Annotated in this window: 19 protein-coding genes, 1 tRNA gene and 1 pseudogene; 11 read left to right on the top strand and 10 right to left on the bottom strand. The window is 65.3% G+C overall.

The genetic code is table 11. From position 1 onward, the window contains the following. Positions 1-117 precede the first annotated feature (117 nt). Positions 118-1,623: a CocE/NonD family hydrolase gene (locus AB0J95_RS01030; RefSeq protein ID WP_364750528.1), complete on the top strand. Its 1,506-nt coding sequence runs from the start codon at positions 118-120 to the stop codon at positions 1,621-1,623. 73 nt (positions 1,624-1,696) lie between these two features. Next, on the top strand, positions 1,697-2,650 hold the full coding sequence (locus AB0J95_RS01025; protein WP_364750526.1) for a ring-cleaving dioxygenase: 954 nt from the start codon (positions 1,697-1,699) through the stop codon (positions 2,648-2,650). Here the strand turns inward: AB0J95_RS01025 and AB0J95_RS01020 are convergent. Next, complete coding sequence (locus AB0J95_RS01020) at positions 2,625-3,434, bottom strand: NADP-dependent oxidoreductase (protein ID WP_364750523.1); 810 nt, start codon at positions 3,432-3,434, stop codon at positions 2,625-2,627. The genes AB0J95_RS01025 and AB0J95_RS01020 overlap by 26 nt on opposite strands. A gap of 263 nt (positions 3,435-3,697) precedes the next feature. Between AB0J95_RS01020 and AB0J95_RS01015 the strand changes: the two genes are divergently transcribed. From AB0J95_RS01015 to AB0J95_RS01005, 3 genes are read left to right on the top strand one after another with little or no spacing between them, the layout of a single operon-like run. Continuing rightward, positions 3,698-4,057, top strand: a complete 360-nt coding sequence (locus AB0J95_RS01015; RefSeq protein WP_364750522.1) for a helix-turn-helix domain-containing protein — start codon at positions 3,698-3,700, stop codon at positions 4,055-4,057. 15 nt (positions 4,058-4,072) lie between these two features. After that, positions 4,073-5,521 carry a carboxylesterase family protein gene (locus AB0J95_RS01010; RefSeq protein WP_364750519.1) on the top strand — a complete coding sequence of 483 codons (1,449 nt, stop codon included), beginning with the start codon at positions 4,073-4,075 and terminating at the stop codon, positions 5,519-5,521. A 10-nt stretch (positions 5,522-5,531) separates the two neighbouring features. Then, positions 5,532-6,047, top strand: a complete 516-nt coding sequence (locus AB0J95_RS01005) for a DinB family protein (protein WP_364750516.1) — start codon at positions 5,532-5,534, stop codon at positions 6,045-6,047. A gap of 89 nt (positions 6,048-6,136) precedes the next feature. On the opposite strand, the gene AB0J95_RS01000 is transcribed toward AB0J95_RS01005, so the two are convergent. The 4 genes from AB0J95_RS01000 to AB0J95_RS00985 all read right to left on the bottom strand — a co-directional run bounded on the left by AB0J95_RS01000 (position 6,137) and on the right by AB0J95_RS00985 (position 13,064). Beyond that, the gene (locus AB0J95_RS01000) at positions 6,137-7,603 is read right to left on the bottom strand and encodes an amidohydrolase family protein (RefSeq protein WP_364750514.1); all 1,467 of its coding nucleotides are present in this window, start codon (positions 7,601-7,603) and stop codon (positions 6,137-6,139) included. Positions 7,604-7,671: 68 nt separating this feature from the next. Beyond that, positions 7,672-8,007 carry a hypothetical protein gene (locus tag AB0J95_RS00995; protein WP_364750511.1) on the bottom strand — a complete coding sequence of 112 codons (336 nt, stop codon included), beginning with the start codon at positions 8,005-8,007 and terminating at the stop codon, positions 7,672-7,674. A gap of 60 nt (positions 8,008-8,067) precedes the next feature. Next, positions 8,068-8,430, bottom strand: coding sequence for a hypothetical protein (locus AB0J95_RS00990; protein WP_364750509.1), 363 nt, complete (start codon positions 8,428-8,430; stop codon positions 8,068-8,070). A gap of 1,544 nt (positions 8,431-9,974) precedes the next feature. Continuing rightward, positions 9,975-13,064: a BTAD domain-containing putative transcriptional regulator gene (locus AB0J95_RS00985; RefSeq protein WP_364750506.1), complete on the bottom strand. Its 3,090-nt coding sequence runs from the start codon at positions 13,062-13,064 to the stop codon at positions 9,975-9,977. 60 nt (positions 13,065-13,124) lie between these two features. On the opposite strand from AB0J95_RS00985, the gene AB0J95_RS00980 reads away from it, so the two are divergent. From AB0J95_RS00980 to AB0J95_RS00965, 4 genes and pseudogenes are all read left to right on the top strand, one after another. Next, a complete protein-coding gene (locus AB0J95_RS00980; protein WP_364750503.1) occupies positions 13,125-14,024 on the top strand; it encodes an NAD(P)-binding domain-containing protein in 900 nt (299 codons plus the stop codon). Further along, positions 14,015-14,857 (top strand): annotated as a pseudogene (locus AB0J95_RS00975) (NAD(P)-binding domain-containing protein); the annotation flags it as partial. The gene AB0J95_RS00980 and the pseudogene AB0J95_RS00975, both read left to right, overlap by 10 nt. Before the next feature lie 33 nt (positions 14,858-14,890). Beyond that, the gene (locus AB0J95_RS00970; RefSeq protein ID WP_364750500.1) at positions 14,891-15,928 is read left to right on the top strand and encodes an aldo/keto reductase; all 1,038 of its coding nucleotides are present in this window, start codon (positions 14,891-14,893) and stop codon (positions 15,926-15,928) included. A gap of 73 nt (positions 15,929-16,001) precedes the next feature. Then, the gene (locus AB0J95_RS00965) at positions 16,002-16,511 is read left to right on the top strand and encodes a hypothetical protein (RefSeq protein WP_364750498.1); all 510 of its coding nucleotides are present in this window, start codon (positions 16,002-16,004) and stop codon (positions 16,509-16,511) included. Between the two features lie 10 nt (positions 16,512-16,521). On the opposite strand, the gene AB0J95_RS00960 is transcribed toward AB0J95_RS00965, so the two are convergent. Beyond that, positions 16,522-17,793 (bottom strand): MFS transporter, encoded by a 1,272-nt coding sequence (locus AB0J95_RS00960; protein WP_364750496.1) that lies wholly within the window; start codon positions 17,791-17,793, stop codon positions 16,522-16,524. Between the two features lie 737 nt (positions 17,794-18,530). Here AB0J95_RS00960 and AB0J95_RS00955 point away from each other — a divergent pair. Then, positions 18,531-18,977, top strand: a complete 447-nt coding sequence (locus AB0J95_RS00955) for a DinB family protein (RefSeq protein ID WP_364750493.1) — start codon at positions 18,531-18,533, stop codon at positions 18,975-18,977. 372 nt (positions 18,978-19,349) lie between these two features. On the opposite strand, the gene AB0J95_RS00950 is transcribed toward AB0J95_RS00955, so the two are convergent. Continuing rightward, a complete protein-coding gene (locus tag AB0J95_RS00950; RefSeq protein WP_364750490.1) occupies positions 19,350-20,084 on the bottom strand; it encodes a maleylpyruvate isomerase family mycothiol-dependent enzyme in 735 nt (244 codons plus the stop codon). A 44-nt stretch (positions 20,085-20,128) separates the two neighbouring features. Between AB0J95_RS00950 and AB0J95_RS00945 the strand changes: the two genes are divergently transcribed. After that, positions 20,129-21,034: a MerR family transcriptional regulator gene (locus tag AB0J95_RS00945; RefSeq protein WP_364750488.1), complete on the top strand. Its 906-nt coding sequence runs from the start codon at positions 20,129-20,131 to the stop codon at positions 21,032-21,034. Positions 21,035-21,228: 194 nt separating this feature from the next. Here AB0J95_RS00945 and AB0J95_RS00940 read toward each other — a convergent pair. The 3 genes from AB0J95_RS00940 to AB0J95_RS00930 all read right to left on the bottom strand — a co-directional run bounded on the left by AB0J95_RS00940 (position 21,229) and on the right by AB0J95_RS00930 (position 23,929). Then, a tRNA-Arg gene (locus AB0J95_RS00940) sits at positions 21,229-21,301 on the bottom strand. A gap of 715 nt (positions 21,302-22,016) precedes the next feature. Continuing rightward, positions 22,017-22,877, bottom strand: coding sequence for a nucleotidyltransferase (locus tag AB0J95_RS00935; RefSeq protein WP_364750486.1), 861 nt, complete (start codon positions 22,875-22,877; stop codon positions 22,017-22,019). 26 nt (positions 22,878-22,903) lie between these two features. Next, on the bottom strand, positions 22,904-23,929 hold the full coding sequence (locus AB0J95_RS00930) for an S-4TM family putative pore-forming effector (protein ID WP_364750483.1): 1,026 nt from the start codon (positions 23,927-23,929) through the stop codon (positions 22,904-22,906). Positions 23,930-24,115: the final 186 nt, after the last annotated feature.

Here is a 24,115-nt window from a genome sequence, read left to right as displayed (position 1 = left end):
CCCGCCTGACCTGCGTCGTCACTCACACGGAGGAAAGTGACGTCCAGTAGGTTACTTGTCCGTAACCCCGCTCTGAGCTGCGCGTTTACCTGGTACGCGATACCCAATGGAGGGTTTATGCGCAGCTCACGGATATTGACCCTGCTGATAACCGTAGCCGCGGCGGGCACCCTGCACGCCCCCGCATCAAGCGCCGCGTCCTTCGGCGCTGCCATCTCGTATGAGTCCATCCCCGGCGCGGGCGGTACGCCCATGCGGGGATTCGTCGTCACCCCAACCGGTCGTGGTGACGGCCCGTTCCCGCTGCTGGTCATGCCGGCCAGCTGGGGCGTCCCCGACGTGGAATACGTTGGGGCGGCACGGAAACTCGCCGAGCAGAGCGGCGATGTGGTGATCAGTTACACCAGCCGGGGCTTCTACGACTCCGGTGGGGAGATCGACGTGGCCGGACCGGACACGGTCGAGGACGTCAGCCGGATCATCGACTGGGCGGTGGCGAACGCCCATGCCGACGTGACCCGGGTCGGCGTCGCCGGGATCTCCTACGGCGCGGGCATCGGCCTGCTCGCGGCCGCGAACGACAGCCGGATCAAGGCGGTCGCGTCGATGAGCACCTGGGCCGACCTGGAGGCGAGCCTGTACCCCGGGCAGACCATCAGCCAGCTCTCCGCGGGCGCTTTGCTCGCCCTCGCGCAGGTGGCCGGCAAACCCGGTCCCGACCTGCGGCGGATCACCTCTGAGTTCCTGATGGGCAAGATCGACTACGCTCGCCAGGTCGCGCCGTCGCGCTCCGCGGCGTCGAAACTGGCGCAGATCAACGCCAACGGCGCGGCCATCCTGATCGCGAACTCGTGGCAGGACGCGATCTTCCCGCCCAACCAGGCGATCGACTTCTACGACCGGCTGACCACACCCAAACGCCTGCTGTTGCAGGGCGGTGACCACGCCACCGCCGAGCTGCCCGGCGCGGTGGGCCTGTCCAACGAGGTGTGGGACACGGCCACGAAGTGGTTCGATCACTACCTCAACGGTGCCGACAACGGCATCGACCGCACCCAGCCGGTGCAGCTGATGTCAGCCAACGCGAGCACCTGGCGCGGGTACCCGTCGCTGGCGGGTGCGGCGACAAGGACCGACACGCTCACGTTGGGCACCAGGACGTTCGGGTCGGGTGTGGACTCGATCGCCAACAGCGGTGTACCGATTCTGAGCGGCGCGCTGCAGGGGTATCTCAAGATCCCTGTGGGTGTAGTGATTCCTGCAGTGCTGCCTACCGTGGCCGGTGTATGGAACGGGCCTGCCTACAGTCAGCCCACAACTGTCGTAGGCAAGCCACGGTTCACGGCAACGGTCACCTCCACAGCCGACGACACGTCGTTGTTCGTGTATCTGTACGACGTCAACGCCGTCGGCGTCGGCTCACTCATCACGCACAAACCGTTCACCATCCGCGGCGACAAGTCGGCCACGGTCGACTTCCCGCTCGAGTCGATCTCCTGGGACGTGCCCGCTGGGCACCACCTGGCGGTGGTCGTGGACACGGAGGACGTCCGCTACACGAGTGAGAGCCGGATCGGCATGGTCCGGATCAGCGACGGCACCATGACCGTGCCGCGCCGCTGACGCAGGTTGTCCTCTCGTGGGCGCGCCGATCCGTGCTCACGAGAGGACAATGGCCGCGGCGAGAGGAGTCACCATGTCCATCGCGACCAGCGGCTTGCATCACGTCACCGCGATCGCCGGGGATCCCCAGCGCAACGTCGACTTCTACCTGCGAGCGCTGGGCCTGCGGCTGGTCAAGACCACCGTCAACTTCGACGACCCGGGCACCTACCACCTCTACTACGGCGACAGCTCGGGCAAACCCGGCTCGCTGCTCACCTTCTTCCCCTGGGAGGAGGCGCCCCAGGGCCTGCACGGCCATGGACAGGCCACCACAACGGCGTTCTCCGTGCCGGAGACGTCGATCGGCTGGTGGAAGTCGCATCTGGCCGAGCACGGCGTCGAGGTCAGCGAGGTGGTCAACCGGGACGACGAGGATGTGCTGACCTTCCGCGACCCCGATGGCCTGGTGATCGCGTTGGTCGCGCACAGCCAGGACGATCCCCGGGAGCCGTGGGACCACGGGTTCGTCCCGCCCGAGCACGCGGTGCGCGGGCTGCACTCGGTGACGTTGTCGGTGGACCGCGAAGAGGCGACCGCAGAGGCCCTCAGCAGCGACCTCGGCCTGCGGCAGGTCGCCGAGGACAGCAACCGGCTGAGGTTCGCCGCCGGTGAGGGCGGCGCGGGGGCGTTGGTGGACGTTCTGGTGACGCCCGACGAGCCGCGCGGGCGGGTCGCGGTGGGGACCGTGCACCACGTCGCGTGGCGTGCCCCCGACGAGGACACCCAGGCGGCGTGGCGTGAGGAGCTGGCCGACCGGGGCGTCAACGTCACGTCCATTTTGGACCGTCAGTACTTCCGGTCGATCTACTTCCGCGAGCCCGGCGGCACGCTGCTCGAGGTCGCGACCGACGAACCCGGGTTCGCCATCGACGAGCCGCTGCTCGAACTGGGCCGCGCGCTCAAACTGCCGCCGTGGCTGGAGCCAAGGCGTGAGGAGATCGAGGGCATCCTGCCCAAGCTCAACCTGCCTCAGCAGCAACTCTGACCACGAGCTTGCCCTGCGTACGGCCGCTTTCCTGACGTTCGTGCGCGGCCGCGGTCTCGACGAACGGGAAGACCTGCTCGACCTCGGCACGCACCTCGCCGGCGTCGATCAGGTCGGCGATCCGGCTCAGCGCCGGGCCGTCCGGTTCGACCAGGAACGGGATCGCGGTCAGGCCACGGGCCGAGGCTCGGTCGAGCAGTTCGGGCGCGACGCCGCTGGGGACGGCCACCAGAGTCCCACCGGGGCGCAGGACATCCAGCGAACGCGTGCTCGTGTTGTCGACATGGTCGCCGACCAAGTCGACAACGACGTCGATGCCGTTGGCCTGCTCCTCGAACCGCTCGGCGGTGTAGTCGATGACCTCGTCGGCGCCGAGCTCACGCAGCCAGTCGTGCTTGGCCGCGCGGGCCGTGCCGATCACGGTGGCGCCCGCGTTCTTGGCGAACTGCACGGCGAAGTGGCCGACCCCACCTGCCGCAGCGTGGATCAGCACGCGTTGGCCCCGTCGAACCTGCACGGCGTCGTGCAGGATCTGCCACGCGGTGAGCGCCGCCAACGGGACCGCCGCGGCTGTGTCGTGGTCCACTGTGGACGGCTTGTGGGTGAACTGACGCGACGGGGCGGTGACGTACTCGGCGAAGCCGCCGGCCTGACGCGGGAACCACGGCATGCCGTAGACCTCGTCGCCGACCTTCAGGGTGTGCACGCCGAAGCCGACCTGCTCGACCACGCCGGACACGTCCCAGCCGAGGATGAACGGTGGCTTGCCGAGCACGCCGGCCATGCCGCCCCCCCCCGCGGGTCTTGACGTCGACCGGGTTGAGACCGGCGGACACCACTCGGACGAGCACCTCGGTGGGTAGCGGTTCCGGGCGCGGCACGTCGACCTCACGCAGCACTTCCGGGCCACCGAACTCGTCCTGGCTGATCGCTCGCATCTGGCGAACTCCTGTTCTTCAGGGGGTACGGTGACGCTATCCAGAAGGGCCTAGTTTCCCGCAAGGGCGCATACTTCCCATAAGGAAGCATGCAGGTAGAGGAGCGGAGATGGCGCTGTCATGCCCAACGGGCCAGCATGACAAGCACGACGTGTACGCGGCGCAGTGCCCATGCCGGGGCGTGCTGGACCTGCTCGCCAACAAGTGGACAGCGCTCGCGATCGGCGCCCTGGAGGAGGGCCCGCTCCGGTTCGGCGAGCTGCAGCGGCAACTGGAGGGGGTCAGCCCGAAAGTGCTCACCCAGACGCTGCGGCGGCTGGAAGAAGCGGGGTTCGTCGACCGAACGATCTATCCGGCGGTGCCGCTGCACGTCGAGTACAACCTCACCGAGTTGGGGCACGGCGTGGCCGAGCCGCTCGGTGCGCTGCGGTCGTGGGTCGAGCGGAACCTGGACCGCATCAATGCCTGAGTACAGTGGGAACACGTGGCGGTCGTGACGATCGGGCAGGGTCGGCTGGGTGGCCTGCGGCAGGACGATCACGTGGTGTGGCGCGGAATCCCGTACGCCCAGCCGCCGGTCGGCGACCTGCGCTGGCGCGCCCCGCGACCGGCGCCGCCATGGGAGGGCACCTGGAAGGCGACCGATTTCGGCCCGCAGTCGCTGCAGCCCGAGGAGATCGGCGTGGCGCCCGCCCCGTCCAGCGAGGACTGTCTCTACCTCAACGTGTGCGCGCCGGACGGTCCCGCGCCCGAGGGTGGCTGGCCGGTGCTGTTCTGGCTGCATGGCGGCGGCTTCCGGACCGGCAACGGGACCCGGCCCAGCGAGGGTGCGGCGTTCGCGCGGGCCGGGATCGTGGTGGTGACGGTCAACTACCGGCTCGGTGCGCTCGGCCTGGCGCATCTGGGCGGGATCTTCGGCGCGGAGGAGATCGACGCGGGCGTTTGCGGGTTGCTTGACCAGATTGCCGCTTTGCGGTGGGTTCGGGACAACATCGCCGCTTTCGGCGGTGACCCCACGCGGATCACGGTGTACGGGGTGTCCGCGGGCGGCAAGAGTGTCGGCAACCTGATGGCGAGCCCGTTGTCCCGCACCATGTTCCGGCAGGCGATTATCAGTAGCGGCGGCGACTTCGTGGCCACCCCCGAGCAAGGCACTGCGGTGGCACGTCGGTTGCTGACGGAGCTGGACTGTCATGACGCCCGGACACTGCGGTCGATTCCGGCGGAGGAGATTCTCGCCGCCCAGGAACGGATTCTGCCCGCGTTGCACGCCACCTGGTTGTGGCGGCCGACGTTGCATCCATTGGTGTTGCCGACGATGCCGACGACGCTGATCGGCGCGGGTAGTGCCAGCGATATCGCGCTCATGCTGGGATACAACGGCAACGAGGCGGCTACCTACGCGGCGTTCCTCGGTGAGGATGCCACGGCGCCCACTGCGGATGTGCTGACGTCAATCTTCGGCGACACCAGGCTGTTGGAGACTTACAGCGATACCCGTGGTGCTGACAATGCTGTCGTGGCTGTCATGGGCGACGAGCGGTACGGCATTCCCGTGCAACGGCTGGCGTACGCGCAAGCCAAGCATGGGACCGTCTATCACTACCGCATGGACATCGCACAGGCCGGCGTTCCGCATTTCCTGGACGGCGGGCACGGCATGGAGCTGGGCATGGTCTGGGACGTCGCGCCGGAGTTCACCGTTGCCGCGCCCGAACCCGAGCGGGAACGCACAGCCGCAGCGATGCACCAGGCCTGGGTGAACTTCGTGCACAGTGGTGTGCCGTCTAACGAGTGGCCGCGGTACTACACGGACCGCGCGGTGTACGTGTTCGACGAGGACCCACATGTCGAGATCGATCCGCGTCGGGAGGAACGGCTCGCCTGGGGCGATGTGCGGTGGGAGCCGGGGACCTGGTTCCCGCTGAGATAGCGTTGCGCTCGTGGAACCTGTGTCCGAACCGGAGATGACGCTCGCCGACCCGTCGGCGCTGCTGGCCGGGTACCTCGACTACTGCCGCGACGGGGTGCTGCGCAAGTTTGAGGGCCTGTCCGACAGGGAGGCGCGGCACAGCCGCCTGCCATCCGGCTGGACGCCGTTGGGATTGCTCAAACACCTTGCCTACATGGAACGGCGATGGTTCCGTTGGGGCTTCGCGGCCGAACAGGTCGACCAGCCGTGGGGTGACCAGCCGCAGAACGAAGGCGAGTGGTACGTCGAGCCCGGCGAAACGGTCGCCGAGGTCAAAGCCTTCTTCCGCGAGCAATGCGCGCACTCCCGCGCGATCGCCGCGAAAGGTTCGCTGGACGACCGCGCAGCGGCGGGCGGCCGGTTCGCAACCGCCGAAGACGCGCCGACACTCGCCTGGATCCTGTTCCACGTCCTGCAGGAATACGCCCGCCACCTCGGCCACCTCGACATCGCCCGCGAACTGGCCGACGGGATCACCGGAGAGTAGAACGCACCCGGTTCTGTCAGACCCCCGCTGTAGGTTGGGACATCGGGGGTGCTCAGAACGGGGCGCGTTTTTGTCGGTGGGGTGTGGTATCAGGCGTGGCAGGCGCAGACCGCGCGGAACTTCCTGGTCGCGGTCACCGGGGTCGTCGAGGCGGCGAAGGCCTCCACGTCGGCGAGGATCTTGGCGCGGTCCTCGGCGGTGATCAGCCTGCCGCGGCTGAAGATCGCGTGGATCTTCTGCGTGTTCGTGATGTCGGCCAACGGGTTGGCGTCCAGCACCAGCAGGTCGGCGACCTTGCCCTGGCTGACCGTGCCCATCGTGCGGTCGAGGCCGAGGTAGGTCGCGGCGTCGCGGGTCATGGTCTGCAACGCCCGCATCGGCGACAGACCCGCCTGCACCAACAGGGAAAGCTCGTCATGCGCGGCGAAACCCGGGAACACGTAAGGGTTCGGCGTGTCGGTGCCGCCGATGATCCGTACCCCGGCGCGGTCCATGCGGCGGACCATGTCCAGGCGGAACCGCAGGAACTCGCGCTGTTGCGCGATCTCCTCGGGCGTCTTGGGCGCGAAGTTCTTGACGTGCTCGGCCCAGAACGCCTGGGTGGGCTTGTCGATGTACTTCAGCCGCGGGTCGTGCGCGTAGGTGTCGGCGGGCTGTGAGATCACGCGGACGACGGTCAGCGTCGGCGACTGCCAGGTTCCGTTGCGGGCGAACCGTTCGAACAACGCGGCCGCCTTGCCGGGGTTGTGCGCCAACGCGGCCTGACGGTCGAGCTCGCGGATGTAGTTGTAGTAGCCGCGCGGGTTCGCGGGGTCGATCGACGTGGTGTTCAGCAGGTGGGTGATCTCGTCCTCACGGTCGGAGGTCGCGATCGGCATGCTGTAGAGGTGCTCGAAACTGCGCATCCCCGCGTCGCTCACGTCACGAACCCGTAGCCGTGCGGGATGGTGACCGACGACGTGCAAGCCAACGCGGCGGGCCTCGTCGGCGAGCGCGAAGAACGCATCGCGGTCGATGTACGTGTAGATCTTGAGGAAGTCGGCGCCCTCGGCTTTTGCTTGCCGCACAGCGGCCCGCGCCTCGGCGGCGGTCACCACCTGGGTGGAATCGGGTGCCCACACGGAATTGGCGCCGTCGATGATGGTGCTGGCGATGGTGAACCGCGGGCCGAGCAGTTCGCCGTTGTCGATCCGGTCGCGCATCGCGCGGATCTCCGGGAACCCCCACATCTCGCGCACGCTGGTGACGCCATTGGCGATGTGCAGTGGGATGGTGATCTTGTCGTCCGACCCGTAGTGGGTGTGCATGTCCCACAGGCCGGGGATGACGTATTTGCCGCGCAGGTCGAGCACACACGCAGCGGCCGCGGCTCCGGCGGGTGGCACGGACCGGCCGATCCACGCGATCCGGTCGCCGATCAGCACGACCGTCATTCCGTGCCGGGCCGGCGCGCCAGTCCCGTCGATCACGGTTGCGTTGGTCAGCACGGTGACGTCCTCGGGCGCCGCCTCAGCGTTCGACGAACCCAGAACCGCCGGGAGGACGATCCCGGTCATGGCTAACCAGCGCAGAAAACTACGACGTTCCATTTCAACCCCCAAGCTGAAAGTGACCCACTGGCACTTTAGGGGGTTCGGATAGCGCGCGCGAGAGCCAGCAACGAGGCTTGCACCCGCGACGGCAATTCCCGTTTACGCACAAGGCTTTCGCTCAACCAGAGCAACTCGGCCAACAGGTATGCGACGTTCGGGCTGACGGTCGCCAGGTACTTCGCCGTGCCGGTCGCCCACATGCCGGTGAGCACCGCGATCTCGTGGCCTTCCAAGGCGAGCAGGTGCACCGAGTCGACGCCATGGGTCACCTGCCACGGCCCGGGCGGTGCGTTGCGCGCCAGGTCTCGCATCTCGTCCGCTGCCAGCCTGATGTCGCGCGCCGCCCGCCTAGCATCGATCTCGAACACGCGTTCGATCCTGAGCTGTAGGTGCGCCGGCAAGCAAATCGTCTTAACCCTGTTGGGGGACTAATGCCTGCTCAGGACTTGGGTGACGCGACCCCGGCTGAGCCCGGTCGCGGCCAGCGCGATGATCGCGAAGATTCCCGCGGTGTCCGCCGACGACTCGTCGAAGACCAGGCTGCCGGACCGGCCCACGATGAAGCTGGCGTACAGCAACCAGCACTGCGCGGCCGTCGCCAGAGCGCCGGCGACTGTCGTGATCGCAGACACCCCGGCGATCGCCAGCGCGAGCGCGAACAGTCCGATGCTGTGGTGCTCCACGGCCCCCGCGATCGACGCCAGGACGGCCGCGACGATGCCCGCCGCGAACCCGGCCGCTGATCCGAGCGGACCGGAGATTCGGGGCCAACTGGTGGTGCTGCTGGTCATAGCAGTGCACCCTTCGTTGTCGAAGTCAACGCTCGATTCACCCACAGTGGGAGCGTGCTCGCGCTACGCACTGGCGGCGTCCTGACGCATTCGGCACGTTCCTTTACGTCGTCTTGATCCCAGCAGGTGGAAAGGCCTGCTAGCGAAGTTCTCCGAAGGGGTGACGTGTTGATCCCGCTCACGTCATGCCCAACGGCAGCAGTTGTCGAATCAACGCGAACTCGATTCCGTTGTCGGCATTGATTCGCATTCCTACGAACCCGTGCCGAGATTCCGAGTCGACTCACTGAGCCAGCCCGCGCCCCCACCGAGGAACGGTCGCTCGACGTCCACCGCGCGACGTCGCTCCGACTCACGCATGGAAGCGCACGGAGTAGGTGATCTCGCCAGGGAGTCGCCGAAAACTTATGCCGCACAAGCGATCCTGCTTGCCACAGGCGCCCGTGGCGGCTGTGCCGACGAGCGCGGGCGGCGGCCATGACCGGTCCGTGGAAGCATCGAGACCCTGCGGGTCGATCCCGATCGCCGAAGGTCTGCGCGATGGACCGGTCGACCAACCTCAACGGCTGCGGGCACAACGCGACAGTCGCGAGGTCGCCGTCCGGCTTGCTCTGGCACGGGTCCGCTTGCCCAGCAAAGGGTCCAGCTCAATACGTGGCTCACCGACGCGCCGCGGCCGTCCATCGAGTCCGGTGACTGCGCTGGGAGACGCACGTGGTGCCATGACTCGTCTGCCGGTTCGACGACGCCATCGGAAGGTGCTCGCCTGCAAGGCCTGCCGTCTACACCAACCCGCCACTCCCGGACTCGCTGGCAGCAGGTCCGGTCGAGGTGCCGTGGAGAACAAGGCGAAGCCGGCTGCAAAAGTGCGCGGATATCGACCTGCCGATACCGGCCTGCCTATAGCTATCCGTCGCCTATACCGAACCTAGCTTTGCCGCCCATACCGAACCTAGCTTGCCGCCTGTACCGACCGGCCGCCTGTACTGCACCAACCCTGCTGGCTATACCGAACTTGCTGCCTGTACCGACCTGCCAGGCCTCGGCCAGCATGAAGGCGCTGTGCCTTCCTTGCCGATCACCGCCAAGGAAAACCTTGTAGATGGTTCCTGCCAGCAGCTCCGGTCTAGGCGGCCGCAGTCTTCCTGGATCGCAGTCGCATGAATCCGGTGGCCGTGGCCGCCACATGGCCTGCTGGTGGCCACGAGCGGGATTAGTGCTCCGAGATGGCGCTCCCGATCTGCTGTACTCGATCGTTAACGCCCGACCGCCAACTCCCTGATCGTCAGATGCCGATTGTCCAGCACCGGTCACCAGATACCGGTCGTCGGATGCGCAATCATCGGATGCGCAATCATCGGATGCGCAATCATCGGGTGCGCGGTCGTCAGGTGCACGGTTGTCAGATGTGCGGTTGTCAGATGTGCGGTTGTCCGGTGTGCGGTTGTCCGGTGTGCGGTCGTGCGGAGTCCTGGCAATCCGTGGATGGTCACGAGCTCGGATGACCTCGCCTGTCGTTTCGCCGCCCAAGCACGGTGGTCTATTCAGTTTGTGGGTATCAAGGCATCGATCTCCAGGTGTGCGCCTCGTGTGTGTTCGGCGGTGAAAGTGTCAGTGCCGAGGGCGTTTTCGGCGATTGCAGTGATTCGATCGATGTCACCTCGTTGGTTCTTCGGTAGCGGACGGCCTACTGATTCGCGGGCTTGGGCTGCCGCCCCGAGTAACCGAGCAGCGTCCACATAGGAACCAGCCAGCGCCTGCACACCCGCGAGTCCTTCGAGGGCAAGAGCCAGCGCACGGGGATCGCCGGTAGCGCGGGCGACTGTGAACCCATCGAGCTGCAGTTGCCGGGCCATAGCCAAGTCGCCACGTTGTTCGGCGATGAACCCCAGCTCCGCCAGGATCAAGGCGCTGCCGGACTCGAAGCCACCCTGCCGGTGCCAGTCGAGCACATTGCGCAAGTGCTTCTCGGCGACGTCGAACCTGCCTTGACGGCGCGCACCAAGGCCCAGACCGGTCTCGGCGTACATCTCACCGGGTTTGAAGCCCTGTTCAGCGCCCAGCCGCATCGCGCGCGAGTGAAACTCCCACGCCTGGTCGTAGTCACCGGTGTGCATGCTCGTCCGGCCCAGCCAGGAAAGCTGGTACGACACCTCCGTCCACAGGCCGAGCTCCTCGGCCATCCGTAAACCGTTGCGGTGCAACTCGGCGGCCCGGCCCGAGTCGCCGACGACCTGTGCGAGCATGCCCAGCGAGAAGGAAGCCTGCAGTTGGCCCCACCGTTCGCCAAGAGAGTCGAACAGCGTTGCCGCCCGGGCGGCATCCCGTTCGGCGTCGGCGAAGTCTCCCTGCACACTGAGCTGAGTCACCCGGTTGTCCAGTGCCGCAGCGATTCCCCACTTGTCATCGAACTCCTCAAAACCAGCGAGCGCCAGGTCATTCAGTGCAACGCTTGATCTGTCACCCATGGTGGACATGACATAGGCGAGGAACCACAGCGCCCGCGCACGCTCCTGTTTGTCCACAATGTCCTGTGCTGCCGCGAAGGCGTGTTCGTCTGCGGGCTCCCCACTCAGAACCGCCAGCCCAGCAAGCCACGCAACAGCCCTGGCGTCCGCGGACAGAGACAACGCCCGTTGAATCGACCTACATGCCTCACCGATCCGTCCGCGCAGGAACCAGTACCACGTCATCGCATTGACGAGTCGCAACGCGAGCGACGCATCGCCCGCAAGCACAGCCGTGTCCAGCGCCTTCCGGAGGTTGCCGCTCTCCACGTCCAGTCGTTCGAGCCACTGGCGCTGCTCATTCGTCCGCAGGAGTGGATCAGCGCGTTCGGCGAGCGATGTGTAGTACTCGGCATGACGCAGCAGCAGGTCCGACGTCTCACCTGCTCCGTCAAGCCGCTCCGCACAGTACGCGGCCACCGATTCGAGCAACCGGTACCGCGGCCCCGGACTGACCAGCGAACGGTCGACCAGGTTCGCCATCAGCTCGACAACATCACCACGCTCAACGTCGCCACCGGCGCACAAGACCTCCGCCGCATCGAGCGCGCAACCGTCTGGCACGGCAAGTCTGCGCAACACCGTCCTTTCCTTGTCCGACAGAAGATCCCAGCTCCAATCGATGGTCGCCCGCAATGTGCGCTGCCGCGCCGGGGCGTCACGGCTGCCGCTGGCCAGTAAGCGGAATCGGTCGTCGAGCCGGGCCAATACCTCGCCCGCGCCGAGAGCACGAGCCCGCGTCGCCGCCAGTTCCAGCGCCAAAGGGATCCCGTCCAGCCTGCGGCAGATCGCAGCGATCGTGAGTGCATCCTCAGGCGAGGACACAAACCCGGCCGCCATCGCCCGATCGAGGAACAACCGCACAGCGCTGAACCCGAGGACATCTGTGTCCGAGGGCGCCGGAACGTCCAGCGCAGGCACGTTCCAGAGCACCTCGCCCGCCACGCTGAGAGGTTCCCGGCTGGTAGCCAGGATCCGCAGGCCCGGCACGGCTTGCAGCAACCCGGACGCCAACCGTGCGACCGCACTGATCTCGCGCTCGCAGTTGTCGAGAACCAGCACGATCTCTTTGGCGCGCAACGCCTCTGCCAACCGATCGGCGAGGGTGCCGGATGCGCCGGGATCGTCGCGGATACCCAACGCGGCCGCTGTCAACTCGTAGACCCAGTCACCGGACGGACTACTTCGATCGGTGAACTCGACCAGCCAGGCGTTGCCCAGCCGCCGCGCGGTCTCGATCGCCAGCCGTGTCTTGCCCACTCCGCCTGGGCCGGTCAGCGTGACCAGCCGCGTCTCACCCATCAACGAACGCACCGACTCGACCGCCGCATCCCGGCCCACCAACGCGGTCAGTGGCGACGGCAGGTTCGTCGTGGGCAGCGAGACGGCCAGCGCCGGATCCTGCAGCAGGATGGCCCGATGCAGGCCGGAGAGCTCCGGCCCTGGCTCAATTCCCAGGTCCTCGGCCAGTAAGGCGCGCAGCTGCCGGAAGCTCTCCAGCGCCTCACTCTGCCTGCCCGCCTGGTACAGCGCTCGCAACTGCAGGCCCCGCAACCGTTCCCGTAGCGGATGCTCGGCCACCAGTTCACCGAGCTCGCCCAGGACCTGCGCGTGGTCGCCCATTGCCAGCCGGGTGGATGCCCACTCCTCCCACGCGGCCAGTCTCTCCTCAGAGACGCGTTGCACAAAGGGCACGGCGAAAGCAGAGTCGGCGAACTCCGCCAGCACCGGCCCACGCCACAAGGCCAAGGCATCGGACAACACCTCCGCCCGCATCCGTGGATCATGCGTGGTCCCGGCCTGCGCCACCAGCTCCCGGAACCGCGCCACGTCAACGTCCGCTCTCAGCAGATACCCGGGCGCCTGGAACGCCACCAGCGACCGGCCACCGGGTTCGGCCGCCTCCAGCACCCTGCGCAGCTGCGAGATCTTGGTCTGCAACGTGTTCGCGGGGTTGCCCGGCGGACGGTCACCCCACAGATCGTCGGCCAGCCGGTCGGCGGACACCGGCCGGCCCTCGCTGACCAACAGGGCCGCGAGCAGCATGCGGACCTTCGCCTCGGGCACGCGCACCTCGCGCCCGTCGGCGGTCCACACGGCCAGCGGCCCCAGCACTCCGAATTTCACGTCTCCGACGGTATCCGGGAGCACCGACAGTTTCGGTCGTGCGAGCACCCCCAGCGGATCGTGCGTAGGGACGTTCACCCTGGTCAGGTGCAAGAAAAGAAATTTTCGGCGACCGTACTCGGGCTGGGTTCGATGGGGTCCGCCCTGGCCGCGTCCCTGGTGGCTGGGGGTCACCAGGTCACCGTGTGGAACCGGTCCCCAGGCAAGACAGAAGCGTTGGCGGACAAGGGCGCCGCAGTGGCTACCAGCGCGGTGGAAGCAGTCGCGGCGAACAGGCTGGTGGTCGTCTGCCTGCGGCATCACCAGTCCGTAGTGGACGTTCTCGACGGCACCGAGTTGACGGGGCGCATCGTCGTCAACTTGACCAACAGCACGCCAGCGCAAGGACGTGCATTGGCGAAGTGGCTCGCGGAGCGGGACGCGGACCTGCTGGAGGGCGGCATCATGGCGATCCCGCCGATGATAGGCAGCCCAAGCGCGTTCATCCTGTACAGCGGTTCACGTAGCGCGTTCGACACCTACCGGCCGGTTCTGGATGTGTTCGGCGAAAGCCACTACCTGGGAACGGATCCGGGGCTCGCCGCATTGTACGACGTCTCGTTGCTATGCGGGATGTACGGAATGTTCATGGGAATCGTCCAGGCATTCGCCCTCATCACGAGTGAAGGTCTGTCCGCCAGTGGGTTCGCGCCGATGCTCACCCGGTGGCTGACAGCGATGATGGACGCGGTCGCGGGGACTAGCGAGGCGTTGGAGCGTGGCCAGGGCGTTGCGAGTCCGTCGCCGGTCGAGATGCAAGCGGCCGCGTACTCGAACCTTCTTGACACCTCCACAGGCCAAGGTGTCAGTCCGGAACTGTTCGTTGCCCTGCAGGGGCTGCTCGACGAACAGGTCGCGGATGGGCATGGCGCCGAAGGAATCGAGGGACTCGTCAGGATCCTCCGGAAGGGGGAGCGGTGATCACAGTGATCGGCCTCGGGCCGATGGGCCGGGCGATGGTGCGGGCGTTCAACGAGGCGGGACATCCGGTCACGGTCTGGAACCGGACGGCCGGCCGGGCGGAAGGTCTCAACGCTGATATCGCGGCCAGTGTGGCGGATGCGTTGGCTGCCAACGACCTCATAGTGCTCAGCCTGACCGACTACCAGGCCATGTACGACATTCTCACGGGACACGACCTGGCCGGGAAGGTGATCGTCAATCTCAGCTCGGACTCGACGGGCCGGACTCGCGAGGCGGTGAAGTGGCTGGCGGACAAGGATGCGCGGCTGATTGTCGGCGGCGTGATGGTTCCGGCTCCGCTGGTCGGCAGCGAGCAGGCGTACGTGTTCTACAGCGGGCCTCCGGACGTGTTCAACCAGTACGAAGCGGTGCTCAAGGTGATTGGTCGGCCGGAGTACCTTGGCGCGGACCATATCCTGGCGCAGCTGTACTACCAGGCGCAGCTCGGCATCTTTCTGACGTCGCTGGCGTCATACCTGCATGCGACCGCAATGCTCCGCGCTGCGGGTGTTTCGGCACAGGCATTCACCAGATTGGCTGAGGACAACTTCAACTCGTTGTCCATGTACGTGGCTGATGCGGCCAGCCGGATCGACGCCGGCGAGCATCCGGGTGACCTGGCCAGCGTCACCATGATGGGTGCCACGGCTGACCACATTGTGGCCACGAGCCAGGAGCTCGGCGTAGACCCACGACTACCCGATGCGGTGAAAGATCTCTACGACCGGGCGATCGCGGCGGGCCACGGCAGGGCCAGCTGGACGGTCCTGGCGGAGCTGCTCAAGGCTTGATCTGGAGCGCACTCCAGCTCCTAGGATGCGCCCGTGCGATATCGCGTTCTGGGTGGCACCGGTATTCAGGTGAGCGTGCATTGTCTGGGCACGATGATGTTCGGCGCGGTCGGCAACCCCGACCATGACGACTGCGCCCGCATCATCCACGCGGCCCTCGATCAGGGCATCAACTTCGTAGACACGGCCGACATGTACTCGGCTGGTGAGTCGGAAGTCATTGTGGGCGAGGCACTTCGTGGCCGCCGGGACGACGTGGTCCTGGCGACCAAAGTGCACTTCCCGATGGGCGAGGGACTCAACCGTGGCGGCAACTCGCGGCGGTGGATCATCCGGGAGGTGGAGGAAAGCCTGAAACGGCTGCAGACCGACTGGATCGACCTGTACCAGATCCACCGGCCTGACCCCACGACTGACATCGAGGAGACCCTCTGGGTGCTGAGTGATCTGGTGCGCCAAGGCAAGATCCGCGCTTTCGGCTGTTCGACCTTTCCTGCCGAGGAGATCGCCGAAGCACATCATGTGGCCGAACGCCGTGGCCTGATGCGGTTCCGGACCGAGCAGCCGCCGTATTCCTTGCTCGCCAGGGGAATCGAGTCCTCTGTCCTGCCCGTCTGCCAGCGGTACGGCATGGGTGTGCTCACCTGGAGTCCGCTCGCGGCCGGCTTCCTGTCGGGCAAGTACCGCAAGGACCAGCCGATCGACATGTCGGCAGGGCGGCCGACGATCACACCTCACCGGTTCGATCCGAGCCTGCCGGAGAACGTGGCCAAACTGGAGGTCGTCGAGAAGCTTGTCGAGGTCGCCGACGGGATCGGTTGCACGCTGGCACAGCTTGCGGTCGCGTTCACGCTCACGCATCCGGCGGTGACGTCGGTGATCACCGGGCCACGGACGATGGATCACCTGGACTCGTTGCTGAAAGGGGTTTCGGTCGTGCTGGATGACGCGACGCTCGACCGGATCGACGAGATCGTCCCGCCGGGGACCAACATGTACCGGGCGGACGGTGCGTGGAGCCCACGGTCGCTGACCCCGGCCGCACTGCGGCGTCCGGCGGCTGAGCGCTAGTGCTGTGGCCGGAAAAGGCGGCCTGACCAGCGAACGAGCAAAACTGTCGGTGGGGCCCGCTAGCGTAGCGATCATGTCATCGCCATGGGAACAGTCCCTCGGGAAACTGCTGGAGACCCGTCCTGCCAAGCGGTTGGGCTCGTTCGGCCTGCGCGTCGTGCATCTGGTGCTGAGCGCCTTCTACGGGCCCAGGCACGAGGTGGAGGTCAACTGGGACTGGATCTACCAGCTCGGCGAGCGGCGGGTGCGGGTGCCGTTGCACGCGCGGGAGCCGGTAGCGGTGTTCCGTGATCTTCGGCGCGAGCGCGAGATCCTCGCGGGACTGGGGATCTCGCTCGACGAGTTCACGCCGCATGTTGTGCTGCGTGGGACAGACACCATGCGGTTCACCACGTCGGTCGTGCCGAGGATCCGGGGCAGGCCGGATGTTCTGCTCGACATCGACGGAACGCCCCCGGACTACCAGAAGGCGGCCGGCTCCGTGCGGATCGGGAGTGCGGCGACGGTACGGCTCAGACGGGCGGACTGTTTCGACCTGACAGTGGCTGTCAGGCCGGGCAGTCCACCCGATCGTCCTTTGTGAACTGTCCTGGTCACGTGGTGCTGGGCTCGGCCACGCTGTCCTCGCGAGCAAGCTGCGGGCGCAGCGAGCCGATGGCCAGCAGGCAGACCGCGCTGACGATCGCTCCGGCGACCAGGTAGGTGGCGACCGACCAGGTTCCGCCGGTGTCGTTGATCAGCCAGGTGGCGATGAACGGCGACAGGCCGCCGCCGAGCACCGCGCCCAGCTGGTAGCTCAGCGAGACCCCGCTGTAGCGCACATTCGTCTGGAACAGTTCCGCGTAGTAGGCGGGCATCGGCCCGAACAGCGCGCCCGACCCGACGAAGCCCAGGATCATCGCGATCATCAGGTAACGGCCGTCCAGCAGCCAGAAGAACGGGAACGCGAACACCACGATGAACAAGGCGCCGCCCAGCATCACCGGCAACCTGCCGATCCGGTCGGACAACCGCGCGAACAACGGCACGGACACCGCCTGCGCGAACGAACCGACCAGGATCGCCCAGAGCACGGTGTTCTGGGACATTCCCAACTGCTTGCGGCTGAAGGAGACCGCGAAGGTGGCGAGCACGAAGATGAACATGTTGAAGCCGAGGTTGACGCCCGCGCCCAGCAGCACACGGCGCCAGTCGTCACGCAGCACGTCGGCGATCGGCAGACGCACGGCCTCGGTCCGGGCGAACACCGGGCTTTCCTGGATCGACATGCGGACATACAGCCCGATCGCGACCAGGACGAGGCTGAGCAGGAACGGCAGCCGCCAGCCCCAGCTCAGGAAGTCCGGCCCGGAGATCGACGTCGCCAGCACCATGGCCAGGTTCGCCAGTACCAGGCCGACCGGCGACCCGATGAAGATCCAGCTGCCGTACCAGCCGGTCCGGCCCGCGGGAGCGTGTTCCACCGCCATGAGCGAGGCGCCGCCCTGCTCACCGCCCATGAAGAACCCTTGCACCACACGGAGGAACACCAACAGGATCGGCGCCAGAATGCCCACCGAATGGTACGTCGGCAGCACGCCGATGAGTGCGGTGGCCAAACCCGTCGTTGTCAACGTGAGCACCAGCATCGTGCGCCGTCCAATGCGGTCGCCGAAGTGCCCGATCACCACGCCGCCCAACGGCCGGGCGAGGAATCCCGCCCCGAACGTCGCGAACGACAACAGAACCCCGATCCTGGGGTCGACCTGTGGGAAGAACAGCTTGTCGAACACCAACGCCGATGCCGTGCCGTACAACAGGAAGTCGTACAGCTCCACGGCGTTGCCCACCGCGCTCGCGACCGCGACCTTACGTATCCCCGACATGGCCTCAGGGTGAGCTATCGCTCACGGTCTGACAATCCGCAACGGGCAGAATCGCCCAGTTGGCGCTCACCCGCATAATGCCGGTGACCGCGGTGGCTCCAATCAGCCGAATGTCAACTTGGCCGAGGCCGGCCTGGCATCCGCTGGTCACAGCACGGACATGGGCCAATTGGCCCGATGAACGGGCGCTTTGTGTGACCGCTGGATGGATGCGATTTCAACTACTGGAACCAGGGGGAATGAACTACGAAGGTGTCAAGAGCATCTTGGTGCGCGGCAGGACGTGATCGTGGGCGATCGGCGAAAGCACGCCAATCGACTTTGAGGGCCGGCGTGGTTCGTGGAGCCAAGGCCGAGCCATGAAAGTGGTGTCGGCGTGGGATGGGACGGCATTTCCGGGTCCTGCCTACAGACATAGCCAGGACGGGACGGCTACCGGCACTTGTCGCGGATCAGCGCGCCAAGGTCGGCATCGTTGGCCGCGCGGGCAGGGGTTTCGGGCTGCCGGAGCCGGTCTTTGGTTCGATGAAAGGAAGATCTTGGTTGACTGGCACTTTCCGACGAGAGCGCCTGCGCTTGGCAACGGGCTGCGGCGTTGATCTGGCTTGGGCGGACTGTGCTCACGCACATGTGGATCACTGACGAGGGAGAATCAGGTGCCCCCTACGCCTTTTGCGGGGAGTGACGGTGGCTCCCGGGCCAAGCGGCCACCGCGGGCCGATGAGCGCACGACGATCTTGGCGTTCCTGGGCTGGCACAGGGAAACGCTGAGGCTCAAGTGCGCCGGTCTCAGCCCAGCGCAGCTTGCGGAACGGTCCGTGGGTCCTTCGGCCCTGTCCTTACTCGGGCTCGTCTGGCATGCCGCGGAGTCGGAGCGCTTCTGGTTCCGCCAGGTCATGGCGGGCGAGGAACCTGCCCCGCTGTTCCCATCGCCTGCGGCCGCGTTCGACGTTGCCGCGGACCCGCAACAAGTGGTTCAGGCGTGGGAGGCATGGCAGGCCGGGATCGCGTTCGCCGATCATTTCGCAGCCACAGCGCCAAACCTGGACATTGTCGGGATCGAACCCGGTGAGGGCCCGGTCTCATTGCGCTGGGTCCTGATGCACATGCTGGAGGAGTATGCCCGTCACAATGGTCATGCCGACCTGTTGCGCGAACACATCGACGGACAGGTGGGGCTCTGACGCCGAACGACATGGTTCAGGCCAGGAATACCCGAACGGGCTGCAGTGGCCGATTCCCTGGCCTACCACTCGAAAGGAGACCCTTGACGGTCTGAGTGTTCATCGCTGCTGAAGGGAATCCGGAGGCCGGGCGAGGGGTCGGCCCATCGCCGGAGTCCTGTCAGCTGTCCAAGGTGCCGACGGCAAAATGACGACGATCGAGGAGCGCTAGGCGGATGCTGACAAAACGGGCCGACGTTCTGAACATCGTCTTTGCCGTGCTCGCCGAAGGATGGGACGGGCACGCCCGCGACAGCTTGGACAGAAGGTGAATCAAGTCAACGCGAGCATGCGTCAACGGAAGGCCGGTGATTCGACCGCACTTTGCGGTTCTCATGCGGCAGTGTGGGCCAGCCAGTGGTCGGCCAGGCTACGGTCGCCGGTGACGGTGACTTGGTCGACTGGCAGCCTTCGAGTCAACACCAGGAGCAGGTCTTTGATGGGGCCGGCCAATGTCACGTCGGCTGTGTCCGTGGACCGTTCCCATTGGACACCGTTGGGGGTGCGGGTGATCAGCCAGCCCATGCCGGTGTACGGGCGGAGTTCGAGGGTTTGGCCGGTGCCGCGAAGTTCGGCGAACGCCGGTTTGAGCGTTGGTGTGACCGGATTGGACAGTACTTCCAGCCATTCACTGATCGCGTCGGCCGCGAGATCAGGTGCCACCTCGAATGTGGCTCCTGTGGCAAACGCGGCGTCTGCATTGTGGACAGTCGTGTCGTGCAACATCCGGCGTAGCCAGAAGGTTGCCGACTGGGAGCCGAAGAATGTCCACACTGGACCCTTGGAAGTGGCAACCGCGTCGGCAAGTTCTGCTGCGCCTGCGTGGAGCCAGTCGGACCATCCCTCGGGGGAGCCAGGTACCGCGTCGAACGGGTCGGGCACTGGGCTCGGGCCGGAGCGGATGATGCTCGCGGCCCATCGGTGTGCCTGGCCGATGTGTCCGACCAGCACTCGCAGTGACCACTCTGGACACGTGGGCACGTTGGTGTCTGGGTCGGCGCCGGCCACCGCGTCGGCGAACGCGGCGGTGTGCTCGTGGAGTCCCTCGGCAAGTCGTTCGTAGTCCATGGCCGTACCGTAGGAATTCCACTCGGCTGGAGGTTCTACCGATAGTGACCGGCGACACACTCGGAATCGGCGAACTGGCCCGGCGGACCGGCGTGGCCGTCCGCACGGTTCGTTTCTACTGCGACGAGGGGCTCTTGGAGCCCGTGCGCAGCGCTGGTGGCCACCGTCGGTTCGACATCGCCACGGTCGACCGGCTGAACCTGGTCCGGCGGCTGCGCGGGCTTGGGCTGGGTCTGCGGTCCATCGCCGATGTCCTCGCCGGCCAACGTTCGCTCGACGAAGCGGTGGCCGTGGAGCGGGCTGCCCTCGACCGCGAGATGGCGACGCTGGCCTGGCGACGCTCGGCGCTCCGCGCGGTCGAAGATGCGCCACTGACCGACCGCCCCGCCCGGCTCGAGCTGCTGTCCGCGGTCCAGGACGGCTTCGCCGCGCATGACACCCTGATCCGCCTCTGGTATCCGATGACCACCGGACCAATCCCACCCGACTCGGCTCAGATGTTCCTTGAGGTCAGCGCCCCACCGCCGCCCGAACTACCGACTCCTGCGCAGGTCGTCGCCTACGCCGAGCTTGTCCTGCTGGCCTCCGACCGGGCATTCGTCACCCACCTACGGACCAGCACGCTCGTCAACCACGACCGCATCGCCGACCTCGGCGCCCTCCACGCCGACGTCGGCGCAGCCTGCGAACTGGCATTCCCCGACGTCGCCGCCGGAACCGCACCGATCCCCGGCCGCGCACTCGACCACTTCGTCGCCGCCCATGCCGCCGCCCTCCGCACCCACGACACCCCACGCTTCCGCCGAGCCCTCAACCACCGCACCGCCTCCGACCGTCATCCCCAAGTACGCCGCTACTGGCACCTCGTCGGCGAGATCACCACCGACCCAGCCCCACCAGGCATCACCCACACCTGGCTCCTCGACGCCCTCAACCACTCCGTCAGCTAAGGCGTCACCCGAGCTGGAAACCTGCGTAAGGGCGACGCTGGCGGAAGCGGGGCAGCCGTGGGGAACTTGAGCAGCTATCGGGCAAGAACAGCCATAACCGACCTGTCATCGCCGCATACAACCGGACAACATGTTAGCGGCCTCCTACCTGCGTTTCCGCTGGTAGGAGGCCGTTTCGCCCGGTGAAAGACGAGTGCCCCCGAGAGGATTCGAACCTCCGACACACGGTTTAGGAAACCGATGCTCTATCCCCTGAGCTACGAGGGCTGGTTGCTCGCATCTTCGCAGGTCAGCGACGGTATCGCCGTGCTCCGCGGTGGACTCGGACCACCTGTCTGACGCTCGCTGTGCCGCACCTATGCCGCGTGCCGTGATTCCAGACTCTCGACGTTCGGATTGGCAGCTCCGATCATACGGGGCACCCGGTGGGCCTCCGCCACCTAGTTCCCTCCCGCCCCCTCGTACAGGCCCATCCTCAGCGCCGGGACATCGGCGTCAAGGGTGGGCTTGCCCATCGCGTAGCGACGCCATCGGCGCCCTTGATGCTGGTGGCCTGGCGTTAGACGCTCAGTGCCGAGGGGCTTCCGACTGCCCGTTGGCCGTTGGCGCGAAGCGTCGACGGGCGCCGATCGCCGCGCCCAGCTCGTCCAGGTCGGCCACTCCGCGATCGTCACGGCCTGGTGTGGGCTGGCTCTTCGGTTCTTGGGCCATACGCGTCGCCGGCGGCCTGCTTACTCACGCGGCGGCGCGGGCCTGTCCGGGCGACCGACCGGGTGTAGCGAAGCGGGAGCCCGGTCGTGTCGCGATGGACGGCACCCGCGCCGCAAGCGTGACGCGCGCCGCCGACGGCGGCGTGCCTTGATCCCATAGAGCCAAATTCGGCAGTATTGAAGCGCCGACAGTGAAGCCTCGAGGCGCTACCGACGAGACCGTCATACGACGATGGCTTGCTGCAGAGAGGGCCCATCGCTGGATATGTGGGTCACATAGTTTCGTCGAAAACAATGCTCCATTGCCTTCTAGCCTCGTCGTGGTCTCCTTGAGCCTCGGCGGTCAAGGCCTTATCGGCTCGACTATGGGCTGTTTGGAGGGAAGCGATCGCGTCCTGCCTCTGCTGCCAGGTCATGTAGCTGCTGAGGTTGCCACTGTGACCTCCTGGGTCGTAGACATCAAGATAGCTAGGCGCCCACTCAAAGAAGCGCGCCATTGCGGAGCGATAATTGGACCCGAGCGATGAGAAACATGAAGCGGCCATTGTTTCTAGGTGAAACGAACGAAACCGCTTCGAATGCTCCTTATTCCATTTTTTCGCAAATCGAACCACTGGTCTAAGATGGTAGGAAAGTTCGGAGTTCTTTCGGTTGAACCATTCATTTGCTTTAAGTGGACTTGTAGTGATCCAACTTCCGTCTCCGGCAGGGAGGTAGTAGTCGTCGCCACCCTTGAAGAACACTGGAGCTATATCTACGTGACCTCCAGATTGGTAGAATACGCGGACGGCTTGTCCGCGTGAACCTACTTGTTTGGTTTCGACTCCAGCATAAGCTTCACGTATCCTGTACAGGAATTTCTGTGAGTCGAATTGGTACTTCGAGTACGCGTTTTTTTCGTCAGAGAAGACGGCTAGCACGTCAATGTCATCGATGGGGCGAATTGCCGTGCTCTTGGCTGCAGATCCGATCAATTCGATCTTCCAGAACGGCATGTCGCAGCTTGCTGGGAAAGATTCGCTCAATTTAGCGCGTACGGACTCTTTCCGGGCCGGAACCATCGTGTTCTTCTGGTAGTCCGTAGGTGTAATCTCCTCTAGGAGAAGGTCGAAGGCTTGAGCTGTTGTGGTCACTTGTCTCCTCGCATTCCCTATCTTTGCTAGCCCAGGCGCTCTTTTGCTTGTTTGACGAGCAAGTCGGCGCTAGCGATCATGCTTTCATGGCTCGCTGCGTGATAGATTTGGTTAAACCAGTCAGGAATTGGTGCGTGAGTCTGTCTATAGGTCAATATCTGGTCCTGTATGGCGCGACAGTCTGCAGCGGATACTTTGCTTAAGTCATCAAGCCCTTGCCTCCATAGTGTTAGCACCTTGCCCTCGGCGGACGACTTGCTGATGGCACTGTCGTTGTGAGCGCGTATTTGGTCCAATAGCTCACGAATGAGTGGCAGGCTTGGCACGAATATCGACGCTAGAAATTCGACGAATTGCAGGCGAATGACAGTAGCAAGAATTACCAAGATCGATATTGTGCCGAGAAGTGTGGCGAGAAGAACGAATCGCCATCGCTGGTGTAGAGTGGTTCCCCAGCCAAGGTTGCTCCTTTGACATACGAGTATGTCCAAAGGGCGTGGTATGTGGTTCGTGTCAGGATGCCAATCTTCAAGACGTGGACCCTTGTAGCGACGGGATGCTTCTGCGATGAGCGTTATACTCGGACGGTCCACGAGAATGCTATTCCATGAGAGTTGAAAGAGATACGTATCGAGTTCCTCTTGGATGGATGCGGCATCCTTTGTCTTTCTCTTCTCTCGGATGCTTCCAAGGACTCCGATAAGTAGAAGCATGCAACCGCAGGACAGGCCGATAGCTGTTCGACCTTCTGGGAATGCGAATCCGGCCGCGATGCCGAGTACGGTTCCGGCAATAATGATCCATAGGCGCAGATGGTGGATCACCTTGGCGTCCGAATACAGTCGGCATTGCGCTGCGAGGAGCCGAATTGAAAATTCTTGGTTTTGGACAGCGTTTATCCTTGGGTTTGTTGGCTGCTGCAACTTAGAAGCCCCTCTCGTTGCTCCTGCGTACCACCATGTTGAGGAATCGCAGAATGCAGTATCCTCTGAAGTAAACGCACGTCCAATATATCTATCGTTGCTGTGACGGGTTCGAATATATTTTCTCACCCTTATGAATTTTGAAAAGCCTTCATGGTCGGATGTATTTCTTCGTCAGCGACCGCCATCTCACTGACTCGCGAGAAGCTCTGCCAAGCCTCGAGGGTTGAGCGGTACGGTGTGGCGAGCCCCTGCGGCTCCGAGGTGCTTGCATCACTTCGGAACGCGGGGGCTCGCGCGTCTTCGCTACCTGAC

It is taken from the genome of Actinocrispum sp. NPDC049592, from assembly GCF_040675465.1.
Taxonomy (GTDB): domain Bacteria; phylum Actinomycetota; class Actinomycetes; order Mycobacteriales; family Pseudonocardiaceae; genus Kibdelosporangium.
This window is presented reverse-complemented; position numbering and strand designations above follow the sequence as displayed.